The 26,120-nt window shown below is 63.7% G+C and carries 17 protein-coding genes; 7 read left to right on the top strand and 10 right to left on the bottom strand.

Annotated features, from left to right (window positions below; genetic code table 11):
* Nucleotide 1 precedes the first annotated feature (1 nt).
* Genes V3H56_RS03505 through V3H56_RS03495 form a run of 3 tightly spaced genes read left to right on the top strand, consistent with a single transcriptional unit; the run spans nucleotide 2 to nucleotide 11,819 of the window.
* Nucleotides 2-4,573 (top strand): neuraminidase-like domain-containing protein, encoded by a 4,572-nt coding sequence (locus tag V3H56_RS03505; RefSeq protein WP_338474217.1) that lies wholly within the window; start codon nucleotides 2-4, stop codon nucleotides 4,571-4,573.
* Nucleotides 4,570-9,042 carry a SpvB/TcaC N-terminal domain-containing protein gene (locus V3H56_RS03500; RefSeq protein WP_338474216.1) on the top strand — a complete coding sequence of 1,491 codons (4,473 nt, stop codon included), beginning with the start codon at nucleotides 4,570-4,572 and terminating at the stop codon, nucleotides 9,040-9,042. Before V3H56_RS03505 ends, V3H56_RS03500 begins: the two co-directional genes overlap by 4 nt.
* A complete protein-coding gene (locus V3H56_RS03495) occupies nucleotides 9,039-11,819 on the top strand; it encodes an RHS repeat-associated core domain-containing protein (RefSeq protein ID WP_338474215.1) in 2,781 nt (926 codons plus the stop codon). The genes V3H56_RS03500 and V3H56_RS03495 overlap by 4 nt, the downstream gene beginning before the upstream one ends.
* 19 nt (nucleotides 11,820-11,838) lie before the next feature.
* Here the strand turns inward: V3H56_RS03495 and V3H56_RS03490 are convergent, their stop codons facing one another.
* The 4 genes from V3H56_RS03490 to V3H56_RS03475 all read right to left on the bottom strand — a co-directional run bounded on the left by V3H56_RS03490 (nucleotide 11,839) and on the right by V3H56_RS03475 (nucleotide 16,142).
* Nucleotides 11,839-12,207, bottom strand: coding sequence for a glyoxalase superfamily protein (locus tag V3H56_RS03490; RefSeq protein ID WP_042730888.1), 369 nt, complete (start codon nucleotides 12,205-12,207; stop codon nucleotides 11,839-11,841).
* A 250-nt stretch (nucleotides 12,208-12,457) separates the two neighbouring features.
* Entirely contained in the window at nucleotides 12,458-13,903 is a 1,446-nt protein-coding gene (locus V3H56_RS03485) for a D-aminoacylase (RefSeq protein WP_338474214.1), read from the bottom strand.
* Between the two features lies 1 nt (nucleotide 13,904).
* Nucleotides 13,905-14,765, bottom strand: coding sequence for a MurR/RpiR family transcriptional regulator (locus V3H56_RS03480; protein ID WP_123578286.1), 861 nt, complete (start codon nucleotides 14,763-14,765; stop codon nucleotides 13,905-13,907).
* Nucleotides 14,766-14,792: 27 nt separating this feature from the next.
* Complete coding sequence (locus tag V3H56_RS03475) at nucleotides 14,793-16,142, bottom strand: gluconate:H+ symporter (protein WP_338474213.1); 1,350 nt, start codon at nucleotides 16,140-16,142, stop codon at nucleotides 14,793-14,795.
* 292 nt (nucleotides 16,143-16,434) lie between these two features.
* On the opposite strand from V3H56_RS03475, the gene V3H56_RS03470 reads away from it, so the two are divergent.
* Nucleotides 16,435-17,880, top strand: coding sequence for a SulP family inorganic anion transporter (locus V3H56_RS03470; protein WP_047738428.1), 1,446 nt, complete (start codon nucleotides 16,435-16,437; stop codon nucleotides 17,878-17,880).
* A gap of 125 nt (nucleotides 17,881-18,005) precedes the next feature.
* Here the strand turns inward: V3H56_RS03470 and V3H56_RS03465 are convergent, their stop codons facing one another.
* From V3H56_RS03465 to V3H56_RS03455, 3 genes are all read right to left on the bottom strand, one after another.
* On the bottom strand, nucleotides 18,006-18,899 hold the full coding sequence (locus V3H56_RS03465) for an NAD-dependent epimerase/dehydratase family protein (RefSeq protein ID WP_123578288.1): 894 nt from the start codon (nucleotides 18,897-18,899) through the stop codon (nucleotides 18,006-18,008).
* A 96-nt stretch (nucleotides 18,900-18,995) separates the two neighbouring features.
* Nucleotides 18,996-19,913, bottom strand: a complete 918-nt coding sequence (locus V3H56_RS03460; protein WP_042732453.1) for a LysR family transcriptional regulator — start codon at nucleotides 19,911-19,913, stop codon at nucleotides 18,996-18,998.
* Between the two features lie 121 nt (nucleotides 19,914-20,034).
* The gene (locus tag V3H56_RS03455) at nucleotides 20,035-20,625 is read right to left on the bottom strand and encodes an NAD(P)H-dependent oxidoreductase (RefSeq protein ID WP_042732452.1); all 591 of its coding nucleotides are present in this window, start codon (nucleotides 20,623-20,625) and stop codon (nucleotides 20,035-20,037) included.
* Nucleotides 20,626-20,824: 199 nt separating this feature from the next.
* Here V3H56_RS03455 and V3H56_RS03450 point away from each other — a divergent pair, with 199 nt between their 5' ends.
* Nucleotides 20,825-21,139 carry a putative quinol monooxygenase gene (locus tag V3H56_RS03450; protein WP_042732451.1) on the top strand — a complete coding sequence of 105 codons (315 nt, stop codon included), beginning with the start codon at nucleotides 20,825-20,827 and terminating at the stop codon, nucleotides 21,137-21,139.
* Here the strand turns inward: V3H56_RS03450 and V3H56_RS03445 are convergent.
* The gene (locus V3H56_RS03445) at nucleotides 21,129-21,893 is read right to left on the bottom strand and encodes a sulfite exporter TauE/SafE family protein (protein ID WP_042732450.1); all 765 of its coding nucleotides are present in this window, start codon (nucleotides 21,891-21,893) and stop codon (nucleotides 21,129-21,131) included. The genes V3H56_RS03450 and V3H56_RS03445 overlap by 11 nt on opposite strands.
* A gap of 214 nt (nucleotides 21,894-22,107) precedes the next feature.
* On the opposite strand from V3H56_RS03445, the gene V3H56_RS03440 reads away from it, so the two are divergent.
* Together V3H56_RS03440 and V3H56_RS03435 are read left to right on the top strand one after the other, a co-directional pair.
* A complete protein-coding gene (locus V3H56_RS03440; RefSeq protein ID WP_042732449.1) occupies nucleotides 22,108-22,989 on the top strand; it encodes a LysR substrate-binding domain-containing protein in 882 nt (293 codons plus the stop codon).
* Between the two features lie 98 nt (nucleotides 22,990-23,087).
* Nucleotides 23,088-23,432 carry a cupin domain-containing protein gene (locus V3H56_RS03435; protein WP_003177747.1) on the top strand — a complete coding sequence of 115 codons (345 nt, stop codon included), beginning with the start codon at nucleotides 23,088-23,090 and terminating at the stop codon, nucleotides 23,430-23,432.
* A 190-nt stretch (nucleotides 23,433-23,622) separates the two neighbouring features.
* Here V3H56_RS03435 and mmsB read toward each other — a convergent pair whose 3' ends face one another.
* Together mmsB and V3H56_RS03425 are read right to left on the bottom strand one after the other, a co-directional pair.
* Entirely contained in the window at nucleotides 23,623-24,510 is an 888-nt protein-coding gene (mmsB, locus tag V3H56_RS03430; RefSeq protein WP_338474212.1) for a 3-hydroxyisobutyrate dehydrogenase, read from the bottom strand.
* 10 nt (nucleotides 24,511-24,520) lie between these two features.
* The gene (locus V3H56_RS03425; RefSeq protein ID WP_123578290.1) at nucleotides 24,521-26,047 is read right to left on the bottom strand and encodes a CoA-acylating methylmalonate-semialdehyde dehydrogenase; all 1,527 of its coding nucleotides are present in this window, start codon (nucleotides 26,045-26,047) and stop codon (nucleotides 24,521-24,523) included.
* Nucleotides 26,048-26,120: the final 73 nt, after the last annotated feature.

Genomic DNA, 26,120 nt, shown 5'->3' with positions numbered 1-26,120 from the left:
TATGACCGTTGCCCTTAAGAAGCAGCTCGATGAAAGCCTGCGCGATGCGCTGTTGGCGCTTTACCTGAACAAGGTCGCGCCCGATCGGGACAGGATGAAACCCTACAAGATCAAGACCGCCCGGGACCTCTACGAATTCTGGCTGCTGGACGTACTCGTCAGCCAGGACGTGCCCACCACCCCCGTGGCCTGCGCCATTGCCAGTTTGCAGCAGTACATCAACCGCATCCTGATGAACCTGGAGCCCGGCTATGAGCCCGCCGACATCACCACCGATCTGCGGCAAATCTGGCGCGACGAAATGCACCAGTACCCGACCTGGGCCGCCCACCAGCAGTTGCTTTACTTCCCTGCGATGTACCTCGACCCGAACCTGAGAGCCGACAAAAGCGCCAACTTCCAACAACTGGAAAACGCCCTCAACCAGAACCAGATCCAACCCGACGCCGTTCAATCGGCGGTCATGGCGTACCTGACCCGATTCGAAGAAGTGGCCAACCTGAACATCCTCAACGGCTACATCGATGGCGAGGACTACGCCAACAGCACCTACTATTTCATCGCCAAGTCCCGCAGCGAAAACAGCTACTTCTGGCGTTCACTGAACATGGCGCAGCGGCCCCTCGCGGGTGTGCCGACACAACCACCGGGCATCACGCCCAAGCTGGACCCGCCGGCCCCGTACGCCTGGTCGGACTGGGAAAAAGCCGACGTCCCCATCCCCGAGAACGCGCCCGAGCATTCGGTGCGACCGGTCTGGTTCAACAATCGGCTGTTCGTTATCTGGGCCGAATGCATTCACCAGGACCCTTCAGCCTCCAGCGCCTCTTCGCAGGACGATACAACGGCAGCGAGCAAGCACCATCCGCTGTTGCGCCTGAGCTATTGCTTCAAAAAACACGATGGAACCTGGAGTACGCCGCGGGTGGCCCTGCAAAGCCATTGGGAAGACAGTTCCCTGGGCAACAAAGGCCTTGCGGCGATCAAGACGTTGCTCGCCACGGTCGCCGTGCATTATCGCCAAGGCTCGCGCGACTCGCTGTTTCTCGCCTTGCAGGGTTATGGATCACCGGCAGCGTCAGGCCTGGCCAGCGGCAAGGAGCTTGCCTTCAGACAGACGGTCTGCATCGACAGGCACCTCAATCATGAGCCGGGTCGCTCAACGGACGCGGACAACGAACAGCAACTCCTGAGCGCCGCCGCACAGCGTATCCAAGCCACAACGTCCACCAACCTCGAAATCACAGAAGTTGCCCTGCCCGGCAACCTGCCCCCCACTCTGTCGGATTTCGAAAGCGCCTATCGCGATCGCATCACGCTCACCTACACCCGGCACGACTCCAGGCTCACGTTGCAAATGGCGGCCAACATCGACATGACCAGCGCAGGGAACATGGGGTACCTGCCGCGCAACGTAATGCGCTTGAGGGTGGAGAACGCCTTCAGTCTTGAACCTCGCCTGCAAATGAACCTGCTGTTCCCTGCCCAACGCCTGCCGCAGGCACCCTACATGCGGCTTCATGGCGGTTCGAGCCTTAATCTCAGCAAGCTCCCCGTCGCCCTCGATCGAAGCTTCACGGTGTCCTTTTCGCACACGGCTGACGTTCTGAGAGACAGCGAACACACGCCCAACATTACGCTCTCCAGCCAGACCAGCCTTGAGGGAAAATTCATCTCCACGGATGCCGTCAGACACCTGATCAAGGCCAGCCGGCGTAAGAACAGAAGCTCCTCCACCAGCGGTTCGCAAACCATGACCCTGCAGACCGAGCATGCCAAAACTTTTGACGTGGAACACGTCGCCGTGCTCTGCGATGAACCGCTGGACAAGCAATACGTCGTCTTCCGGCAACCCGCCGCCTCATTAGACCGACCGCTGACCTACGCAGACCTGAGCGTCGTGGCCGAGTCCGTTCCGGCCGAGCATCTGCCGCCGTCCTTTGACTTCGAGTGGCCCGGCACCGATCCCGGCGGCGACGGCACCATCCTGCTTCTCGGGGTGGCGTTCGTCCACCCTCTCGATCCGACAAGAAAGCTCTACTCCGTCCTCCGGGCCGTCACGCTCAAACGCCCCTTGAAGCGCCAGCAACCGCCCGACATTACCCAGGTCACGGCGCCCGGCGTGGGGTCCACCCAGTTCATCGATTTCGCCAAGTCCACGATCAAAACCAGTGACGCCTCCAGTCGACGGCGCTCGCCGATCCGTTTGAACACCGTGTTCGCCGCCGAACTGATCCGGCGTACCGAGGACGGCCTGGATGAACTGTTCGACTGGACGACACAACACCTGCAGGAACCCGCGATACCCGACGACCCGAACATCGCGATGGATTTTCATGGCGCCTACGGCCGTTACTTCACCGAGCTGTTCCTCCATGTGCCATGGCTGGTCGCCCATCGCTTGAACGCGGAGCAGCGGTATGAGGAAGCCGAGCGCTGGTTGCGCTACGCCTTCGATCCGGATCGCAACCAGGATGAATGCTGGCGCAGCGTGCCGCTGGTCGATCGCGGCGTGCCGTCGTACGCCGATCAGGCGCCTCATGACCCGCACCAGATCGCCCTCAGTCATCCCGTGCACTTGTGCAAGGCGCTGTACTTCCTGTACCTGGACATCCTGATCAACCGGGGCGATGCCGCATACCGCGCCATGACGCCGGAAGGCCTCAGCGAAGCGAAGCTGTGGTACGTGCGTGTGCTCGACCTGCTGGGCCCGCGCCCGGTCGTTCGGCCAGTGGCGCCCTGGACGGCCCTCAGCCTGCAAACGTTGGTCGAAACACCCGACGACGACCTGCGCACCTTCGAGTACTCGCTGACCCGCCTGAACGACCACCGCGCGTTGGTCCTTCGCGAAGGCAGTGCACGCTCGACCCTGCCGGCCATCGATAGCCCGTATCTGCATCTGCCGTTCAACCCGCAGTTGCTCAGAGGCTGGGACACGGCCGAGAGCCGGCTGCACAACCTGCGGCACAACCTCGACATCGCCGGCAAGCCGCTGCACCTGCCGGTCATCGCGGCGCCGCTGGACCCTCGCGCCCTCTCCAGCACCCTGGCCCTGAACCTGGCGGACAGTGCAACGACCCGCCTGCCCACCGCCGCCATTCCCCCTTACCGCTTCACGACCCTGCATAGCCACGCCCTGCAAGCGGTGGACAGCCTCAGCCAATTCGGCACCCTGTTGCTGTCGCTGATCGAACGCAAGGAAGAAGCCCAGTTGCAGGCCTTGCAGCAACAGCAAGCCTGGGACCTGGCGAAGCGCGCCGTCGACCTGCAACGCCAGGCCTTGAACATCGATCATCGCAACCGTCAGGCACTGGAGGCCACCAAAGGGATCGTCCAGGACCGAGCCCGCCATTACGGAAAACTGATGGAAGAGAACCTCAACGACTCGGAAAAACACGCCACTCAGTTCTACCTGGCCAGCGGCAGTGCCGAGCTCGCCGCCATGACCTGCCAGATCGCGGCAGGCGCCATGATGACGCTGCCCAACATCTTTGGCCTCGCCAACGGTGGCAGTCGCTGGGAAGGGCCAACGCTCGCCGCCTCGGCGGCGGCTCACAGCGCGGCCATCCTCGCCCGTACGGCAGCGGACCACTGCGAGCGTACAGCCTCGTTCAATCGTCGGTGGGACGAGTGGCGCCATGCGTACGACCAGGCCCAACTCGAACTGGAGCAACTCGACGCCCAACTGGCGCACTTCGCCGAGCAGGAAACCGCCACCCGCCTGCAATTGCGCCTGGTCGAAGCGACCCTCGGCCAGGCCAAAGCCAACTACGATTTCCTGAGCAAGCGCTTCTCCAGGACGCAACTGTACCAATGGCTCAACAGCCAGTTGGCCGTGGTCTATCGCCAGGCCTACGACGCCACCCTGAGCCTGTGCCTGGCCGCCGAAGCCTGTTGGCAATATGAGACCGCCGACTTCGACAGTCGCTTTATTCAACCCGGGGCGTGGCACACGACCTATCGAGGGCTCGGCGCCGGCGAGTCGCTGAAGCTGAACCTGATGAACATGCACGCCGGCTACCTGCAACGCCATGAGCGCGAGCTGGAGATCCGCAAGACGGTGTCGCTGCGACACCTGAAGGACAAGACCCCGGCCAGCCACCTGAACAAACCATGGCCGCAGATGCTGGACAACCTGAAGAAAGGCGCGTGTGAGTTCGAACTGCCTCATCAGTTGTTCGAAGACGATTACCAGGGCCAGCAACATTACCTGCGGCGCCTCAAGACCATCAGCGTGACCTTGCCGGCCGTCGTCGGTCCTTACGAAAACATTCGGGCCACGCTGACCCAGACCGCCAGCACGGTGTTCCTGTCGCCAGGTGACCGAGGCAAGGCCATGGAGAGCCGCCGCGCCAATCAGCAGATCGCCCTGTCGACAGGGATCGACGACAACGGTCTGTTTACCCTGAGCTTCAACGATGAACGCTACCTGCCGTTCGAATACACCGGTGCCATTTCCCAATGGCAGCTGACCTTCCCGAACCCCAAGGCGCAAAAAGACCTGCTGGAATCGCTGACCGACATCATCGTGCACGTGAGCTACACGGCCAGGGTCGGCGGAGGTGCGCAATGAACGAGCCCTCCGCGTTGCCGGTCACCGCCCCTTCCCTGTCCAAGGGTGGGGGCGCCATTCAAAGCATTGGCAAAGGATGGAGCCCCGTGGGCGCCCACGGTACGGCTGTCTATGAGATGGCCTTGCCCATTTCGCCGGGGCGCGGCTTTGCGCCGCCTCTGTCCTTGAACTACGCCAGTACGCTCGGCAACGGTGTGTTCGGCATCGGCTGGGGGCTGTCATTGCCCAGCGTGGCACGACGCACCAGCCAGGGTGTGCCGGCCTACGGGCAAGACGACGAAATCATCGGCCCCACCGGGGTGGTGTGGCTGCCCGAGCGTGATGCGCAAGAGGCTGTCGACTCGACCCGCGTCGACCACTACAACGCGCTGGCACTGGGAACGACCTACACCGTCACCCGACACTTTCCCAGGACCGAAAGCCGTTTCGACCGGATCGAGCATTGGGCTTCGCCAGGCGATACGCCGGGCTTCTGGCTGGTGCACGGTGCCGACGGCAGCCTCCACGTGTTCGGAAAGAGCCAGGCCTCGCGGCGCGTCGATCCCGAGGATGCGCGCCGAGTCGGCGAATGGCTGCTGGAGGAAAGCCTGAACGCCCACGGCGAACATATCCTCTATCAATACCAGACAGACGCCACGGCCCAACGCTATTTGAGCCGGGTCAGCTATGGCAATTTCAAGGCCGACACGCAGCTCTATTCATGGACTGCGCAGCGGCTCACGGCCGTGCAATGGCACTTCGAACTGGTGTTCGACTACGGTGAACGAACCACTGCCTATACAGAAAAGCCGCCGTATGAGGGCCGGCAGTGGCCGACCCGCAGCGATCCATTTTCCAGCTTCGCCTACGGTTTTGAATTACGCACCGAACGCCTGTGCCGCCAGGTCCTGATGTTTCACCGTTTTCCCGATGAGCTGGGCGCGGCCCCCATCCTGGTGCGGCGCCTGCTGCTTGACTATCGACAGACGCCCTTGGGTTACCAGCACTTGAGCGCCGCCCACGAACAGGCGTTCGCCGAAGACGAAACCGTCGAACGACGCCCTCCCGTCGAGTTCAGCTACAGCACATTCAAGCTCACGCTCGACCCGCTCGCCTGGCAACGTTTTGCGGACATGCCGGGGCTCAACGACGGCCACAGCTATCAGTTGGTGGACCTGTACGGCGAAGGCCTGCCGGGTGTGCTCCATCGAAACGAAAAAGGCTGGCATTACCGTGAACCCATGCGCGCCAAGGACAACGGCAACGAAGTGGCCTACGCGCCGTGGCGAACGCTCCCCAACCTCCCGGTAGCCGACGCGACAACATCGGTGCACCAGGCCTTGAGCGATCTCACGGGGGACGGTCGTTTGGACTGGCTCATCGCCCGGCCGCAAGTGAGCGGTTTCTTCTCCCTCGAAGCCGATCGAAGCTGGTCGGACTTCGCCACGTTCGATGCATTTCCCCCAGAGTTCTTCAGTCCTCAGGGGCAGTTGGCCGATCTGATGGGGGACGGGCTCGGCGATCTGGCATTGATCGGCCCGCGTAGCGTTCGTCTGTACGCCAACCAACGCAAATACGGTTTTTCACCGCCATTCGAGGTCCCCCGAGAAGCGCATGAAGACGCCCTGCCCGTGCTCACCGGCTCTCCCGGCGAACTGGTGGCTTTCAGCGATGTACTGGGCAGCGGCCAGCAGCACCTGGTGCGCATTCGTCATAACGAAGTGAAGTGCTGGCACAACCTCGGGCGTGGACGCTTCGGCCAAGGCCGGGTGCTGGATTTCCCCGGGTTGGCCCACGAAAGCTTCGACGCCTCGCGTATTCGCCTGGCGGACCTGGATGGCTCCGGCGCCGTCGACCTGATCTACCTGCAAGCGGATCAGGCACTGATTTTCATGAACCGCTGCGGCCAGGGCTTCGCCCCCGCAGTGGCCCTGCCCTGGCCCGAAGAGCTGCGCTACGATCCGTTGTGCCAAGTGAGCGTCGCCGACCTGCAAGGGCTCGGCTGTTCAAGCCTGATCCTGAGTTCACCGCACATGAGCTCGCAACATTGGCACTACGACTTCGTCAGCGCCAAACCGTATCTGCTCACCGGCACCAACAACAACATGGGCGCCGACGACCGCATCGACTACCGCAGCTCGGCGCAGGAATGGCTGGATGAGAAACAGGAGAGAATCGCCGCTGGCAAGCCACTCACTTGCCGCCTGCCCTTGGCCCTGCACCTGGTGAGCAGTCAGACCCGCCTGGACGAAACCATCGGCAACCAGCTGACCCAGGCGTTCGCCTATCGCCAAGGTTACTACGACGGCAGCGAGCGGGAATTTCGCGGTTTCGGCCTGCTGCTGCAAACCGATACCCAAGCCAGCCCCGGCGATGGCGCCCCCCAGGACTTCAGCGCCACGTGCCTTAAGAAAACCTGGTTTCACACCGGGCGCAGGGTAGATATTCCGCGAAACGGCTACAGCCGCGCAGACAAGCACGCCATGGCGCTGGGCAAGACATTGCTTTGCCAATACCAACCCGAGACGCCGCGCGACCGGATCATCGCCTCGCCAGACGCGACCACCGACCTGGAAATGGCCCGCGCCTTGTGTGGCCGAGTGCTGCGAAGCGAAATCTTCGGCGTCGATGAACGCCGCAACGCCACCCGCCTCTATACGGTCCAGGAGCACCGTTACGGGCTGCGCCTGCTACAAGCCCCCGACAACCATCGCCGCCAGGCCCGGATGCTGCCGCTGCTGCTGGAGTCGATCACGTATCAATACGACGGCTTTGTCGATGACCCGCAATGCCGGCACACCCTGAATCTGCAACACGACCTGTACGGTGCGCAGACCCGCAGCGTGGATGTCCATTACGCCCGACGAACAACCGCCAGCGACACCCCGCCATTCAACGACGCCGACCAACAGCAGTGGTGGCGCGACGCTCACGACCCGGCGCAGCAGCGCTACCACCTGAACGAAACCCGCGCCGAGTTCATCCACCTGCAAACAGCCCAGCAATGGCGACTCGGCCTGCCTTATCGCCAGCGTACCCAGACGTTGCAGCGCCCCAAGGCCCCTGTAGACGAAGGGCTGGCCCCACGGGACATCACGTTCGAAACACTCGATGACCGTGTGACAGCCACCACTTGGAACACCCAAGGCGTGCTCACCGGCCTGTCCGTGCAGCGCTATAAACAGGCGTCGAACGGAGCCATCTGGCCCGACGGCGTCGCCGACCTGCAGGCCCTGGTCGATCACCTGGAGCACGCCGAGCTGGATGAAAAGGCCCTGGAAGCCTTCCAGTCGCTGCCACAAGACGCCCGCCCTCAAGGAAAACTGCTGGAGCAAATCGGCTATCACCACATGACCGACTTCCTGCCCTCCGCTCCCTCCGCAAGGCTCTGGTCAGTCAAGAGCGACTTCGCGAGCTACGCGCCGCTGGAAGGTTTCTACAAGGTCAACGCTGTACAGCCGAGCCAAAGCCAGGGCGTGACCCAGATCAGCTACGACCCGTATGCCTGCCGGGTCATCGCCTTCACGCTGCCCGATGGCTGCACCACCCAGGCTGTCCACGACTACCGCTCGCTGCAACCGGTGCGCATCACCGACCCCAACGGCAACGTCCAAGAAGGCTTGTTCGATGGGTTCGGCCAGGTCCTGGCCAGCTCTTTTCATGGCGATGAAGACGGCACGACCGTGGGCTTCAAGCCCCTCGCCCAGTTCAAGCGCCCTTCGTTCGAGCCTGCGGCGCAGGCCGTCCGCCGGGAAAGGGAAGCCGTGCAGGGCGCCGCCACGGCCCACTATTACGCGCCCTTCAGCTGGATGGGGCGGGTATCGACGGCCGCATTGGCCGACACCGACTGGCTGGCGCGTTGCGTAGCAAGAGGGGACCTGCTTGCCGACGGGCATCTCTGCGCGTCAGCCCGAACCCGGTTGTCGTCTGGCCGAGCACTGTCCGGCGACGACCTGAAGCTCAAAGACGAACTCGAGGCCTCAAGCCGAGAGCCCGTGCATGTCGCGACCCTGGTCGCCGACCGCTACCCCGATGACCCGCAGCAACAGGTCCGCATTGCCATCACCCATTTCGATGGCTTCGGTCGAACGTTGCAAAACAAACAGCGGGTCGAGTCGGGCATGGCCTGTGTCGTCGACGCCAAAGGCGAACTGACCCTGGCAGATGGAAAGCCCAAGGCGCAGATCGCCGCGGTGCGCTGGCGTGTCAGCGAACGGGTGGAATACAACGGCAAGGGGTGGGTGGTGCGGGTCTATCGGCCTTACTTTGCCGATCATCATCGCCACATCAACGATGCGTCCCTGCGCCAGTGCGGTCATTTCGACCAGCATGTCCACGACCCCCTCGGACGCCTGACCCACACCTGGCTCGCCCGGCAGGATGACCTCTGCTATTTGCGCCGCCACACGCGCCACCCCTGGTACAGCGTGGACGAGGACGAGAACGACACCTTGCAGGAGGTCATGTCGACCCGCGGGGGTGCTGCATGAGCGCCCGCCTTCACCACAAGACGCCCACGATCAACGTCATCGACAACCGTGGCCTGCCCGTGCGGCAGGTGGCTTACCACCGACGCGAGGCAGACGAGCCAAGCCAGGCGCGCATCATCCGGCATCACTACGACGCGGCGGGGCGGCAGGTGGCCCAGTGGGACGCCCGGCTGTTCGCCAACGCCCCCGAGGCCAACCTGCACACTGTCTACAGCTTGTCGGGCAAGCCACTGCGGGTGAGCAGTGTCGACGCCGGGTGGCGCCTGAGCCTGCCGGGCGACGCCGGGCAGGTGCTGCGCCGTTGGGACCAACGGGGAAATCAGGAGCAAACCACCTTCGACGATCAACGGCGGCCGGTCATGCGTCGCGAGCAAACGCCAGGGCAGGCGCCACGCACAGTCGAATGCCTGCGCTACGGCGACAGTTCGCCAGCGTCTGCCGCCCGTAACCTGTGTGGTGCCCTGGTCCGTCAGGATGACAGCGCCGGCACCCTGCTCACCCATGCCTACGCGCTTTGCGCCAACCCGCTGAGTCAGACCCGGCACCTGTCAGCCGACACCGCGCCCGGCGACTGGCCAGGGAACGAAAAAGACCGAGACCTGCTGCTGGAACAGGGCGACGGCCACACCACACATTGGCGCTACGACGCACTCGGGCAGGTCATCCAACAAACCGATGCGGCCCGGCACCAACAGCGGTACACGTTCGATCGCGCGGGCCAGCTCAGTGCCGTGAGCCTAAAGCCCCGGGACGCCACCGTCGAAACAACCGTCGCAAGCCAACTCACCTACAACGCCTCCGGCCAGCTCGAATCCCAGGCCGCCGGCAACGGTGTCATCAGCCGCGCCGTGTTCGACCCGGCCACCGGGCGACTGACCGCCCTCAGCGCATCGCTGTCCACCCGAACCCTGCAGGACCTGCATTACACCTACGACCCGGTGGGGAACGTGTTGCGCATCGAAGACAAGGCCCAGCCGGTGCAGTACGGCAGTAACCAGCGGGTCGAAGCCACGCGCACCTTCACCTACGACAGCCTGTATCAATTGATCCGTGCGACAGGGCGTGAAACCGCAGGCCTGGCTCCGACCCTCCTCAACATTCCGATCGATGCCGGTCAGTTGTTCAATTACACCGAGCACTACACCTACGACATCGGCGGCAACCTGACCGAGCTGCGCCATGTCCGCGAGCGCAACCACTACACCCGGACGTTCAACGTCAGCCCCACCAGCAACCGCCTGCTGAGCTGGAACACCGGCCAGTCGGCGCCCGACGTCACGATGGCCTTCGATGCCAACGGCAACCAGCAGGCGCTGCTGCCCGGGCAGGCGCTGGCCTGGAACAACCGCAATCAACTCGACAGCGTGGTGCTGGTCCAGCGTGCAGACGCGCCCGACGACGTTGAGCGCTATCTCTACGACAACGGCGGCCAACGGGTGCGCAAGGTCCGCACGGTCCACACCGAGGCCATCATCCATACCCGGGAGGTGCGCTACCTGCCGGGCCTGGAAATCCACACCCGTCCCAATGAACGGTTGGAAATGATCAGCCTGCAAGCCGGCCGCTTCAGCGTGCGTTACCTGCACTGGACCGCAGGCCGACCCTCCGGCATCGCCGCCAACCCAATGCGCTACGGCCTTGGCGACCACCTGAGCTCCTGCTCACTGGAGCTCGACGCCCAAGGCGGGTTGATCAGCCAGGAAGGCTACCTGCCCTACGGAGGGACCGCCTGGTTGGCCTCGCGCTCGGCGCTGGAAGTCAGCTATCGCACCCTTCGCTATTGCGGCAAGGAGCGCGACGCCAGCGGCCTGTATTACTACGGCCAACGCTACTACGCGCCCTGGTTGCAACGCTGGATCAGCCCCGACCCGGCGGGGGCGGTCGACGGATTGAACCTGTACGCCATGGTGGCCAACAATCCGCTCAGGTTCGTCGACCATCAGGGATGGCTGAAGGATGACGTCGTCAAAGGGGTGGAGGCTGATGGGCACGCCCGGTCCCTGGCGATGATGCAGCCTCCCTCGGCCCTGCCGCCCAGGCGAATGGCCGGTGACGACCGAGAAAACGCCGCGCTCAACCTGGCCCTGCGTCCGACCCCAGGCTTGAGCAAGACAAAGCGCAAGGACCTGGTGGTTCACTCGTTTGGCGTGACCGGCGATACCCTGGACAGTAAGCCGGTGGCGCTCTACGAGTACCACAATCTCTCCGGCCCCAAATCCGGCCCGACGGGTTATCGCGGCGTGGACGCCCACTACGAAGGCAGCGCTAAAAGCGACAGTTTCTACCTGAACTTCGGCAGCTACAGGATCGGCAATACCAGCGAGTACCTGAGCGACCTGGCCGAACGCTACCGCGCCACCAAGAACGACCCGATCCACAGACTCGAAGTGGATCCCGAGTTACTCAAGCGCGAGCCCACGCTGAGCAGGACGGTCGATGCCCTGTCGGAGCTCCAGCCCAACACCCAGAACCTCATCGCCACGCATATCGAGCGCTGCAACGGCATCATCCCCGTGCGCGCCGGGGGGCCGGGGGCGCATGGGGAAGTCCGGGTACTGAACGATGTCGTCGCGCTCTATCCGGGCCAGGCCGAGCGAGTGCTTTCGGACACGTACCTGTTCACCGAAAAAATCACCGGCGTGGCTCAACCGGAACCGTTCATTGCCTGCTTCAACTGCAGCGGGATCATTCCCGAAAACGTCCATATTCCCACGCAGCGCCACCCCAGGAGCTATGAGATGTACAACGATCACGTCCAGGCAATCACACGACCTTAGCGCCTTGGCAGTTCAGGACTCAGGCACTGATCGCGTCGGTAAACACCAACCGGTTCCCGAACGGGTCGGTGACGGTCAGTTCCTGGGTCCCCCAAGGCATCGCCTGGATCTCTGGGTGAGCGTAACGGTACTGCGTGGCCCGCAATTGCTGCTGGAACGCTTGCAGTTCATCCGTCTCGATGCGCAGCGCCGAGCCCGGCGTGCAATCGCCATGGTGCTCGGACAGGTGCAACACGCACTCGCCACGGGACACTTGCAGGTAGAGCGGGAAGTTGTCGCCAAAGCGGTGTTGCCAGTCGACGGTAAAGCCCAGGAAGTCGACGTAGAACTCCATCGCCTTGGCTTCATCGAAGATCCGCAGGATCGGAGTGGTTTTACCGAAGCTCATGGGTTTGCTCCCTGGCTGAAAGGACCCAGTCTAGCTGGGTTGAACCCAGTGCTTCGGCCTTGGCGCGGGGTTCTTTAATGTCGAAGTGCCACCCCCCTGGATAACACTGCACATTCGAAGGCTCCAACGAACCCGTGGCGAGGGAGCTTGCTCCCGCTGGACGCGCCAGCGTCCCCTGCCGTGTGATGATGTCAACACAGGGGCTGCTTCGCACCCCAGCGGGAGCAAGCGCCCTCGCCACACTGACTCATCACCCCGCGAGACTTCCCCGCGCCAGGAACCGTCCTCCCCGGCGCCCATTCGCCTGGCCTTCGTCATAACTCAGGACGCCATTGACCCACACGCCATCAATGCCTTCGGCAGCCCGTTGCGGTTCGATGAAATCGGCGACATCACGAATGGTCTGTGGATTGAACAGCACCAGATCAGCCCAATGCCCTTCACGGATGTCCCCGCGCCCTTCCAAGCCGAAGCGCGCCGCAGAAAGGCCGGTCATTTTATGCACGGCGGTATGCAGCGGAAAAAGCCCGACGTCACGACTGAAATGTCCCAGCACCCGTGGGAAAGCGCCCCACAGGCGCGGGTGGGGAAACGGGTCTTCGGGCAATCCGTCGGAACCGACCATGGACAGCGGGTGGGCGAGGATTCGTCTTACATCACCTTCATCCATGCCGTAGTACACCGCACCCGCCGGTTGCAGGCGTTGCGCCGCGTCCAGCAGCGACACGCCCCACTCGCCGGCAATATCGGTCAGGTCGCGGCCACCCATCGACGGATGCGGCGTCGACCAGGTGATCGTGATGCGATGGGCGTCAGTCACTTGCTTGAGGTCCAGCGTCGAAGAACTCGCCGCATAGGGGTAGCAGTCACAACCGACAGGATGGTTTCGCGCGGCATTTTCCAGCGCCGCGAGCACCTGTGGACTGCGCCCCCAATTACCGGCGCCAGCGCATTTGAGGTGGGAAATGATCACTGGACTCTGCGCATGACGACCGATCTGGAACGCTTCGGCCATGGCCTCGAGCACGGGCTCGAATTCGCTGCGCAGGTGAGTGGTGTAGACCGCACCGAAGGCCTGCAGCTCTTCGGTCAGTTGCATGACTTCGTCGGTGGACGCGCAAAACGCGTTGGCGTAGGCCAGGCCGGTGGACAACCCCAGCGCGCCGTCCTCCAGGCTTTCGCGCAGTTGCCGGCGCATGGCGGCGATTTGCGGCGCGCTGGCGGTGCGCAGCAGATCGTCCATGTGATTGTTGCGCAACGCCGTGTGGCCCACCAACGCGGCAACGTTAACCGCCGGTGCAGCCGCTTCCACGGCGTCGCGATAATCGCTGAAGCGCGGGTAGGTAAACGCCGAGGCCGGGCCGAGCAGGTTCATCGGGTCAGGCGGATCGCCCCGCAGGCTCACCGGCGAGGCGCTGATGCCGCAGTTGCCGACGATCACCGTGGTCACGCCCTGGCTGAGCTTGGGCAGCATCTGCGGTTGGCGGATCACCACCGTGTCGTCATGGGTGTGCACGTCGATGAACCCCGGCGCCAGCACGCGGCCAGCGGCGTCGATGTCGACCACCGCCCGCGCAGCGCCTACGTCACCGATGCGCTCGATGCGCCCGGCGCGAATTGCGACGTCGGCATCGTAGCCAGGGGTGTCGCGGCCATCGATGACGTGCGCGTTGCGGATAAGCGTGTCGTACAGCATGTCAGTCTCCCAGCGGCAGGTCGTCGTCGCCGCCACGGTAGTCGTCCAGCGCGAGTTTGACTCGCCGCAGGCGCTCTTGATTGTCTTCGGGGTGGGCCAGGGCAAGCTCGGTGGCGAGCACGTCGATGGCCAGCAGCATGCCGTAGCGCGCCGCCGTGGGTTTGTAGATGAACGAGGTTTCGGCGCCTTGCAGGGGCAGCACCCCATCGGCCAGTTGGGCCAGCGGCGAGTCGGCTCGGGTAATGGCCAGGATCGGCGCGCCATAGCCGCGGGCCAGTTCAACGGCATCGAGCAGTTCCGGGGTGATGCCGGTGAGCGAGCAGGCGATGACCAGATGGGCTTCGCTGAGCGAGGTGGCGGTGATGCGCATCATCACCGGATCGCGGCACGCGGCAATCGGATAGCCGAAACGCACCAGGCGCACCTGCAACTCTTCGCAACACAGCGCCGACCAGCCGCCGAGCCCGAACGCATGGATCATCCGCGCCTTGCCCAGCATCCGCACAGCATCAGCGAACCGTGTTTCTTCGAATGCCGAGAGGTGCTGGCGCAACGTGGACTCGATGTCGCCGACAATCTGCCCATAAAACGCCGATTGCTCGGGCGCGCCCGTCGGGTCGAGAAACCGACTGCCGACACCGCTGGCCTGGGCCAGTTGCAGGCGCAGGTCCCGCAGGTCGCGACAACCGACGCTACGGGCAAACCGTGACAGCGTGGCGCTGCTGACGTCGGCGCGCTGGGCCAGTTCGTCCAGGCTGGCGGAGGCGGCAAAGCCGACGTCGTCGAGCATCAGCCGGGCGATTCGGCCTTCGCCGGCACTGAAGGAATCCTGGCGAGCGCGGATCTGGTAGAGGATGTCCATGGGGGCTCCTGTGTGGGTGCGTAACGCTCAGAGCAAACGCGCAAGCCCGAGGGTCAGGCCGAAGGCGACCAGGGAAATCAGGGTTTCGAGCACCGTCCAGGTCTTGAAGGTCTGGGCAACGGTCATATTGAAGTATTCCTTGATCAGCCAGAAGCCGCCGTCATTCACGTGGGAAAAGATAACCGACCCGGCCCCGGTGGCCAGCACCAGCAGCTCGGGGTGCGGGTAGCCGAGGCTGATCGCCACGGGCGCGACGATACCCGAGGCCGTGGTCATCGCCACCGTGGCCGACCCCGTGGCGACGCGCATCAAGGCCGCGAACAGCCAGCCCATGACCAGTGGCGACAACTGGAATGCCTGGGCCAGGCCGACGATCTGCTGGGTGACCCCGGCGTCCACCAGAATCCGGTTCAAGCCGCCGCCGGCGCCCACCAGCAAGGTGATGCTCGCCGTCGGTGCCAGGCATTCGTTGGTGAATTTGAGGATCGATTCGCGGTTGAAGCCCTGGGCCAGGCCGAGGGTCCAGAAACTGAGGAGGGTCGCCAGCAGCAAGGCAATCACCGAGTTGCCAATGAACAGCAGGAACTGGTTGAAACCGCTGCCCGGCGTGGAAATCAGGTTGGCCCAACCGCCGATCAGCATCAGGAACACCGGCAGGAGGATGGTCCCTAGAGTGATGCCGAACCCCGGCAACCGGGCGCGGGGTTCGCGGTCGAGAAACTGCCGTTCCAGCGGATTTTCCGCCGGCAGCGGGATGCGCGGCACGATGAATTTCGCATAAAGCGGCCCGGCGATGATCGCGGTGGGGATGCCAATCAGGATCGCGTACAACAGGGTCTGCCCCACGGAGGCCTGGAACGCCTGCACCGCCAGCATCGCCGCCGGATGCGGCGGCACCAGGGCATGGACCACCGAGAGCCCGGCGACCATCGGCAACCCCACCATCAGGATCGACACCCCCACGCGCCGGGCGATGGTGAAGGCAATGGGCACCAGCAGCACGAAACCGACTTCGAAGAACAACGGCAGCCCCACCAGGAAGGCGATGCACACCATCGCCCAATGGGCGTTGCGCTCGCCGAAGCGTTCGATCAGCGTCTGCGCCAGCCGCTCCGCCCCGCCGGACTCGGCCATCATTTTGCCGAGCATCGTGCCCAGGGCCACCACCAGCGCAATGTGCCCCAGCGTCTTGCCGACTCCGGCCTCATAGGCCCCCACCACGCCCGACGGCGGCATCCCCGCCAGCAACGCCAGGCCGATGGACACCAGCGTGATCACGATGAACGGATTGAGCCGGTAACGGGCGATCAGCACGATCAGCGCAATGATGGCAATGGCCGCGTAGACCAGCAGCCAGTATCCGAAAGCAGGGGCCATGCGGTACTCCTTGAACAGGGTCACGGCGAGTTGTGAAACTCATAAATCATTTCAAGGAGCATTCTTCAAACATTCTGAAAGTCATTTTCGTGCACAGACAAGAAGTGTCGCCCAGGGACATCGCCCGGCAGGCCTGATGAAAATCCGCTGTGAAACTTTCATTCCTGTGCAAGCAGCGCCGGCGCCCACAGGTTCACTGTTCTTGCGCCCGGCAATTGCGTACCATCCGCCCCTGTTTTTGCACCACGTCCCCCGGCCGCCGAGCCTCAATCGGTGCCCTGTCAGGTAAATCATGAAACCAGCACGCCCTCGCGCCGACGTCCTCGCCGGCCTCACCACGTCTTTCGCCTTGCTTCCCGAATGCATCGCCTTCGCCCTGGTTGCTCACCTCAATCCACTGATGGGGCTCTACGGCGCGTTCATCCTCTGCACCCTCACCGCCCTGTTCGGCGGGCGTCCGGGCATGGTGTCCGGCGCGGCGGGGTCGATGGCCGTGGTGATTGTCGCCCTGGTGGTGCAGCACGGCGTGCAGTACCTGCTGGCCACCGTGCTATTGGGCGGGGTGATCATGATGGCGTTTGGGCTGTTGCGGCTGGGCAAGCTGGTGCGCATGGTGCCGCACCCGGTGATGCTCGGTTTCGTCAACGGCCTGGCGATCGTGATCGCACTGGCCCAGCTGGAACACTTCAAGAGTGGCGGCACCTGGCTGAGCGGTACAGCGCTGTACCTGATGGCAGGCCTGGTGGCACTGACCATGGCCATCGTCTACCTGTTGCCGCGCCTGACCCGCAGCGTACCACCGGCCCTGGTGGCGATCCTGGGTGTCGGCCTGGCGGTCTACCTGCTCGGCCTGCCCACCCGCACCCTGGGCGACATGGCCCACATCGCCGGCGGTTTGCCAAGCCTCGCCTGGCCGGACATTCCCTGGAACCTTCAAACCCTGCAGATCATCGCCCCCTACGCCGTGATCATGGCCATGGTAGGCCTACTGGAAACCCTGCTGACACTGAACATGACCGACGAAATCACCGAGAGCCGCGGTTACCCGGACCGTGAATGCGTGGCCCTGGGCGCCTCGAACATCGTCTCGGGCCTGTTCGGCGGCATGGGCGGTTGCGCGATGATCGGCCAGACGGTGATCAACCTCAGCTCCGGCGGACGCGGGCGCCTGTCGGGCGTGGTGGCCGGGGTGATGGTGTTGCTGTTCGTGTTGTTCCTGTCACCGCTGATCGAGCGCATCCCGCTCGCCGCGCTGGTGGGCGTGATGTTCGTGGTGTCGCAGCAGACGTTTGCCTGGGCCTCGCTGCGGGTGCTCAACAAGGTGCCGGTCAACGATGTGCTGGTGATCATCGCGGTGACCCTCATCACCGTGTTCACCGACCTGGCCGTCGCCGTGCTCTGCGGCATCATCATCGCCGCGCTGAACTTTGCCTGGCAGCAGGCGCGGGAGTTGTACGCCGACACGCACCTGGAAGCCGACGGCAGCAAGCTCTACCGCCTGCACGGCACCTTGTTCTTCGCCTCGACCACACCGTTCCTCAACCAGTTCGACCCGGCCAACGACCCGGCCCAGGTCACCCTGGACTGCCGCCACCTGCGCTTCGTCGACTACTCGGCCATCGCCGCGCTCATGACCCTGCGCGAGCGCTACAGCAAGGCCGGCAAGCACCTGCGGGTGTTCCACCTCTCCGAGCGATGCAAGCAGATGCTCAAGCGCGCGGATGCGCATCACGACTGAGCATCAAGCTTCCCACAAACCCTTGTGGGAGCGAGCTTGCTCGCGAAGGCGCCGACCCAGCCAACCTCGATGTCGACCGGCACACCGCTTCGCGAGCACGCTCGCTCCCACAAGCAGGGGATCGTTCACACCATCTCGTTGCGTATCCACTCCACCACCGACGTCCGCTTCGGCACCCAGCCCAGCAGTTCACGAGCATTGCGGCCACGCACGCGGCTGTTGGAGCCCAGGCCGTAGTTGGCCATTTCGTAGCCCCATTCGGCCTCGGCCTCGGCCAATGGCCAGTCCTGTGGCTGCCCGAGGCCAAGGGCCTGGGCCATGGCGGTGGTCATGTCGATGAACGAGGCCTCGCCGCTTTCGACGAAGTAAAACGTGCCCGGCACATTGCGGCTCAGGGCCAGTGTGTACAACTGGACCACGTCTTCGATGTGCACGTTGGACCAGATGTTCTGCCCCGGCCCGACATGCCGCACCACCCCGCTCTTGCGCGCTTGCTTGAGCAAGCGTGGCAATTGCACGCTGTCGCGCTTGACGCCCAGGCTGTGGCCGTAGATCAGGGTGTTGCAGATCACCGCCGAATTCACGCCCTGGCTGGCGGCGTCCAGCACCAGCGTATCGATCGCGACACGCGCGGCCTTGTCGGCAGTGGGCTGCGGCAAGTGGTTTTCCTGGTAGATCTCATCGCTGTGATGCCCGCCCGAAGCGTCGCCGACAATGCTCGAACCGCTGGTGTGCAGCAGCACCTTGTTCGAGCCCTTGAGCCCGTCGATCAAGGCTTCGACCGCCCCGCGGTGGTCACTGCTGGCGGCGTTGATCACCGCGTCGGCGGCACGGGCCTGCTCGGCCAGCAGCGCGCTGTCGTCAAGGGTGCCGATCACCGGCTCGATGCCCAGCGCAGTCAGTTCGCTCGCCTGCTCGGCGTTACGCACCAACCCGGTGACTCGATGCCCGGCGCGAACCAAACCGGTGGCGATGGAACCGCCGATGAAACCGGCGGCGCCGGTGATGAATACGTTCATGGTCAAACTCCTTGGCCAGATAAGTGATGGGACGAGTATCGAGGACGGCTGCCGGGGGAAACAGACCGCCTTGCCCAAATCACTCTTGTCCTGGAGTCACGAATCGCCCTTGAATTCCCGCGAGGCGTAGTCGGCAAGCTTGCCTTGGATGAAATCGAGAAAGCACTGGATCCGCAACGCCAGTTGGGAGTTGCGGTAGTACACCGCATGAATCGGCTGGCGGTAGCCGCTGTTGGCCTCCGCCAGCAGCACCTTCAACCGGCCGGTACGGATGTCGTCACGGGTCATGAAGTCCGACAGGCAGGCAATGCCCTGGCCTTCCAGCGCCAGGTGCCGCACCGTCTCGCCACTGGAAGCGCTGATGAGCGGCTGGATCGGCCAGCGGTCGCCGTGCACATGGCGCAACGGCCACTGGTTGAGCCCTTCGTTCTGGGCAAACCCCAGCAACGCATGCTCCGCCAGTTCGGCGACGCTGGCAGGGGTGCCGTGTCGCTTCAGGTAAGCCGGGCTCGCCAGGATGTGCAGCGGGCTGCAACCCAGCGAGCGGGCGTGCAGCGTCGAATCGGTGAGGGTGCCGATGCGAATGGCGACGTCGGTGCTTTGCTCCAGCAAATCGATGATCAAGTCATTGCTGTTGAGTTCAAGCTGGATGTCCGGGTAAAGGCTGCGGAACTCTTCGATGTGAGGGACGATGGCGTGGAGCATGAACGGCGACGCGGCGTTGATCCGCAAGCGCCCGGCGGGGTTTTTCTGGCGCGACGACAGACGCTCTTCCAGTTCGTCCATCTGGTCGAGAATGCCCTTGGCCTGCTCGAAGAAATACTTGCCCTCCTCCGTCAGATCCATGCGCCGCGTGGTGCGGTTGATCAGCGTGGTCTCGAGCTTGGCTTCCAGGCGCGACAACGTGCGGCTGACCGCCGACGGCGTTTGCCCGACCTGCTCGGCGGCGGCGGAAATCGACCCGCACTCGATGACGCAGACGAAGATCTGCAGTTCGTCGGATCTGGCTTTCACGTATCCCCCTGTCGACTGAGCTGTTGTGGCAAGGATCTATCTGTGGCGAGGGGATTTATCCCCTCGCCACAGGCAAATCCATTGCCACAGGATAGTAACGGGATGCGTAGGGAAAGGAAGGTCAAGCCTTCAGACCGAACACCTCAACCAGATGCTGCTCATACCGCGCCACATCCGCCTCGATGTTCGGGCGCTTCATCACGTCCACGCACAGGAACGTCGGCAGCGCGGTCATGCCGAGGAACTGATTGGCCTTGTGGAAGGGGAAATACACCGCGTCCACACCTTTGGCCTCGAAGAAGTCGGTGGGGTCGTCGAAGGCCTGTTGCGGGGCGTTCCAGGTCAGGGACAACAGGTATTGTTTGCCTTGTATCAGGCCACCGCTGCCGTACTTCTGAGAGGCGTCGGAGCGGGTTCGACCGTCGCTGGCATAAAGGCTGCCATGGCCCTCGGTGAAGACTTCGTCGATGTATTTTTTCACGGTCCACGGCGCGCCCATCCACCAGCCGGGCATCTGGTAGATGATCACGTCGGCCCAGAGGAACTTGGCCACCTCTTCCTGGATGTCGTAGCCGCCGTCGATGAACGTGGTCTTCACATCCAGGCCGCCACGGTCCAGCACGCTGAGCGCCGTGTCGTGAAGGGTGGCGTTGTAGCGACCATCGGAGTGGGCGAATTGTTTGCCGCCGTTGAGCAACAGGACTTTTTTCATGGAGCGCCTCATTCGGGTTCCACGGCACCGCCTCGAAGGCTGCCGAAGGAGAAGGTTGAAAATGATGGCGGCAGACTACCGAGGCACCTCGCGCGGAATAAGCCCCGCACCGGCAAAACTGATTTGACGCAAACGCACGAATCAACCACAGATTGTTGCCTTAGACTCCTGCACCGAAATTCATTCCAGGAGCCACGCGATGAGCGAGCAACACGCTTTCATCCTTCACGCCAAGACCCGCCCGGAAAAAGCCGACGCCTTCGAAGCACTGTTTCGCGCCTATGTCGAACCGAGCCGCGCCGAACCCGGCTGCATCGAATACCACATGCTGCGGGACCAGCAGGATCCCACACTGTTTATCTTCTACGAGGTGTGGGCCTCCCAGGCACACCTGGACGTGCACTCGAACCTGCCGCACATGCAGCAATTCTTCGCGCAGCGCATGGATTACCTGGAGCGCGACTTCGAGATCCGTCGCATCGACATGCTCAGCCCATCCTCGGCTAGCCGCTGATCAGCAGATGGCCGCCGAGCACCCCGAGGCCCACGAAGAACACACGCTTGAACAACACGGCGTTGATCCGCTGGCGCAACCATTGCCCCAGCCACATGCCCAGCAGCGCCGGCAACAACGCCAGCAATGAAGCGCTCATCTCACCCACGCCCAGGGCGTCGCGCCAGAACAGGCCGGCGGCCAGGGCCAGGGTCGAGACCGTGAACGACAGGCCCAGGGCCTGCACCAGCTCATCCTTGTCCAAGCCCAAGGCTTGCAGATAAGGCACCGCCGGAATCACGAACACCCCGGTGGCGCTGGTGATGACGCCGGTGATCATTCCGCACAGCGGGCCGAGCCACGGCTCGACACCAGCCCCCACCCGCAGCGTCGGCAGCAACAGCCCGGCCAGTGCATACAGCAACAAGGCTCCGCCCAAGGCACGCACGACCCACGCCCCGCCCGTCATGCCGATCCACAGCGTACCGAGCCCGGTGCCCAGGCCTATCGCCAGGAGCAACGGCCACAATCGCCGGATCAACGCTCGCAGGTGCCCACCAAACGCCAGTTGCCAGACGTTGGTCAGGGTCGCCGGAATGACCAGCAGCGCCGCAGCCTGCGTCGGCGCCATAGCCAGCCCGAGCAAGCCCATGGAAAGGGTCGGCAAGCCGAGGCCGATGACGCCCTTGAGGGTGCCAGCCAGCAAGAAGGTGACCATGACCAATAAAGAAAGGGCCGGACCAAGGTTCTGATAGAAAGCGATGAGTGTGTTCATGGGGCCATGGTGAGCCCTGGAGGACAGGTTTTAAATCTGCCATATACTGAGGCAGCCTCTCTTCCCGCAAGAGGCTGAAAACCTTGTGGGGTGCCACTGGCGCCTTCGCGGGCAAGCCCGCTCCCACCGTGGATCGTATTTCAAACGGTGAGAGCGGGCTTGCCCGCGAAGGCGGCATACCCAACACCGCAGAATTCGAGACAGGACCCCTTCCATGCACTTCGACCTCACCGACCTGCGCCTCTACCTGAACACCCTCGACACCGGCAACATCACCGCCGGTGCGGCTCGTAGCCATTTGTCGCTGGCGGCGGCCAGTGCTCGCGTCCGGGCCATGGAGGCGTCCCTGGGCATCGACCTGCTCGAACGCGGCCGGCGCGGCGTGACGCCGACTCCCGCAGGCAAAGCCCTGGCCCAGCATGCCCGAGGCTTGCTGCAACAGGCTGAACGCCTGCAACAGGACCTGGCCGAATACGCCAAGGGCGTCAAAGGCCGGGTGCGGTTGCTGTGCAACACCAGCGCCATGACCGAATACCTGCCCGAGCTGTTGGCCGATTTTCTCCAGGCCCATCTCAACCTCGACATTGACCTGCAGGAATTGCCCAGCTCACGGATCACCCATGCGCTGCGCCAAGGCGCGGCAGACCTCGGGATCGTTTCCGACGCAGTGGACACCGATGGCCTTCAGACCTGGCCTTTTCGGGACGATCCGCTGGTATTGATCCTACCGACCGGACACCCCCTGGCTGACGGTCGCGCCGTACGTTTCAGCGAGACACTCAGCCACGATTATGTCGGCCTGAACGCATCCAGCGCCCTGGCGATCCACCTGGAAGAGCAGGCCCTGCACATCGGCTCGCGCATGCAAGTGCGCATTCGCGCCGATGGTTTCGACGGGATGATTCGTATGGTGGCCCATGGGGCAGGCATTGCCATCGTGCCGAAGGCGGCCATCGACCGGCGTCCAACCGAACCCGGGTATCGGTGTCTCCCGCTGCAAGAGGCCTGGGCGCACCGGGCGCTGTTGCTGTGTGCCCGCGACTTCGACGGTTTGCCCGCCTATGCCAGGGCCCTGGCGCGGCATCTGGCCGGTTGAAGCGCGGTTCTGGACAACCCGGTGTCGAACACAGGCATCTTTGCATTCATCCCGCGCGTTAGGGTGCCGGTTCTCTTCCGCCCCTTTTCGGAGCTCACATGACCGCACCCATCACCGTCCTGCGCGACACCCATCCGCTGCCCGTACTCGACGCCTGCAAATGGGAAAAACTCGAAGGCGACCCGCACACCGTCAACCTCAACGCCTACACCAGCGAGGACGGCAGCAAGATCATGGGCACCTGGATCTGCACCCCCGGCAAATGGCGGGTGGATTATGTGAAGTGGGAATACTGCCATTTCCAGGAAGGCTACTGCGTCATCACCCCCGACGGCATGGCGCCGATCCACCTGCGTGCCGGTGACATCTTTGTGGTCGAGCCCGGCATGAAAGGCACCTGGGAAGTGGTCGAGACCGTGCGCAAATACTTCGTCTTTGCCTGAAGCAAAAAAGCGAGGGACCACCCGACGTGGTCCCTCGCAAAGTACTGACGGCCTACACACCTTTCCCCGTGGCGAGGGAGCTTACTCCCGCTGGGCAGCGCAGCGGCCCTTTGCTTTAAGCGGTTGCTGCGCAACCGAGCGGGAGTAAGCTCCCTCGCCACGAAAGTCGCCTCTAACTGTCGTGACAGCGTTACTGCGGCTTGCGATAGCTGTTAACGATCGCTGAAAAATCCTTGCCGCCTTCGCCCCGCTGGCTCATCGCCTGGTACAACTGCTGCGCCACCGCCCCCAGCACCACCGGCTGATGGGCTTGTCGCGCGGCCTCGGTGGCCAGGCCCAGGTCCTTGAGCATCAGGTCGGCGCCAAAGCCACCGGTGTAACCCCGGGACGCCGGCGCGGTTTCGATCACGCCCGGCCATGGGTTGTAAGTGTCCGAGCTCCAGCAACGGCCCGTCGAACTGTTGATGATGCCGGCCAGCACCTGGGTGTCGATGCCCAAGGCGTCGCCCAGGGCCATGGCCTCGCTGACGCCGACCATGGAAATCCCCAGCAGCAGGTTGTTGCAGATCTTGGCGATCTGCCCCGTGCCGACGTCGCCGCAATGCACGATGTTGCGGCCCATCTGCGCCAGCACCGGTTGCAGGGTCGCAAACAGTTCAGCGCTCGCGCCCACCATGAACGTCAGCGTGCCGGCCGCCGCGCCACCGGTGCCACCCGAGACCGGTGCGTCGGCCATCGCCACGCCCTGCTTGGCGGCAGCGGCGGCGACCTCGCGGGCGGTCTGCGGATCGATGGTGCTGCAATCCACCGCGGGCGTGCCGGCGGCGATCCCGGCCAGTACGCCGTCTTCACCCAGCCAGACACTGCGCACATGGGCCGCGGCCGGCAACATGGTGATCACCAGTCCAGCCCCTTGGGCCGCATCGCGCGGCGAGGCGCTGATCGTGCTGCCCAACGCCGCCAGCTCGGCCAATACCGTCTGGTTCAAGTCGAACAGGTTCAACGAATGGCCGGCCTTGAGCAGGTTGCGCGCCATCGAGGCGCCCATGTTGCCAAGGCCGATAAATGCGATGTTCATGTCCGGCTCCTTAACGCAGGTTGATGGTGGTGTTCACGCCGTCATTGACGCTGTCATCATCGAACCAGCGCGCGGTAACGGTCTTGGTCTGAGTGTAGAACTGCACCACTTGTTTGCCGTACGGGCCGAGGTCGCCGAGTTTCGAACCCCGCGAACCGGTGAAGCTGAAGAACGGCACCGGCACCGGGATCGGAATGTTGATCCCCACCTGGCCGACGTCGATCTCACTCTGGAACTTGCGGGCCGCCGCGCCGCTCTGGGTGAACAGGCCCGTGCCGTTGCCAAACGGGTTGGCGTTGACCAGGGCAATCGCCTGGTCGAGGGTGTCGACTTCCAGCACCACCAGCACCGGCCCGAAGATTTCCTCGGTGTAGATGCGCATGTCGGTGGTCACCCCGGAAAACAGGGTCGGCCCGACGAAATTGCCCTGCTCGAACCCCGGCACGCGAATGTCACGGCCGTCGAGTTCCAGCTTCGCCCCTTGCTGCACGCCGCTCTCGATCAACTCGAGGATCCGTGCCTTGGCCCGCTTGGAAATCACCGGCCCCACGTCCGTGCCCGGCTCACTGCCGGCGTTGACCTTGAGTTTTTGCGCCAGTGCCTTCAACTCCGGCAACCACTGCCTGGCCGCGCCCACCATCACCACCACCGAGGTGGCCATGCAGCGCTGGCCCGCCGCGCCGAAACCGGCGCCGACCAGGGCATTGAGGGTTTGCTCGCGGTTGGCATCCGGCAGCACCACCGCGTGGTTCTTGGCGCCCATCATCGATTGCACGCGCTTGCCATGGCGGCCCGCCAGGTCATACACATGGGTGCCGACCGCAGTCGAGCCGACGAAGGACACCGCCTTGATGTCCCGGTGGGTGCAGAGCGCATCCACCACGTCCTTGCCGCCGTGCACCACATTGAGCACGCCCGCCGGCACACCGGCCTCGATCGCCAGCTCCACCAGCAGCATGGTCGACAGCGGATCCTGTTCCGAGGGCTTGAGCACGAAGGTGTTGCCGCAGGCGATGGCCATCGGAAACATCCACAGCGGGATCATCGCCGGGAAGTTGAACGGCGTAATGCCCGCGCACACCCCGATCGGTTGGCGCAGGGTGTAGGTGTCGACGCCACCGGCGACGTTCTCGGCGAACTCGCCCATTTGCAGGGTGCCGATGGAGCAGGCGTGTTCGACCACTTCCAGGCCACGGAAAATGTCACCCTCGGCGTCAGCGATGGTCTTGCCCTGCTCGGCGCTGAGCACGGCGGCGATACGCTTGGAGTGTTCGCGGATCAACGCCTGGAGCTTGAGCATGATGCGCATCCGCGCCCCGATGGGCGTCAGCTTCCAGGTCTGGAACGCGTGCTGAGCAGCGGCGATGGCGGCATCGACTTCCGCCGCCGTGGCAAAGGGGACTTTCGCCAGCACCTGCTGGGTGGCCGGGTTGACGATGTCGTGCCATTCGCTGGACTGGGATTCAACCCACTCGCCATCGATCAGCAGTTTGACGGTTTGCAGGGTGGTATCGCTGGGGGTAAGGGAAACATTCATGCTGGCCTCCGGGATTGTTCTTATAGAGAGCGCTGCTTCAGCAGGAACCAGGGCGTACAGACACCTTGGTGAT

It is taken from the genome of Pseudomonas sp. MS646 (assembly GCF_036693845.1).
GTDB lineage: Bacteria > Pseudomonadota > Gammaproteobacteria > Pseudomonadales > Pseudomonadaceae > Aquipseudomonas > Aquipseudomonas chlororaphis_E.
This window is presented reverse-complemented; position numbering and strand designations above follow the sequence as displayed.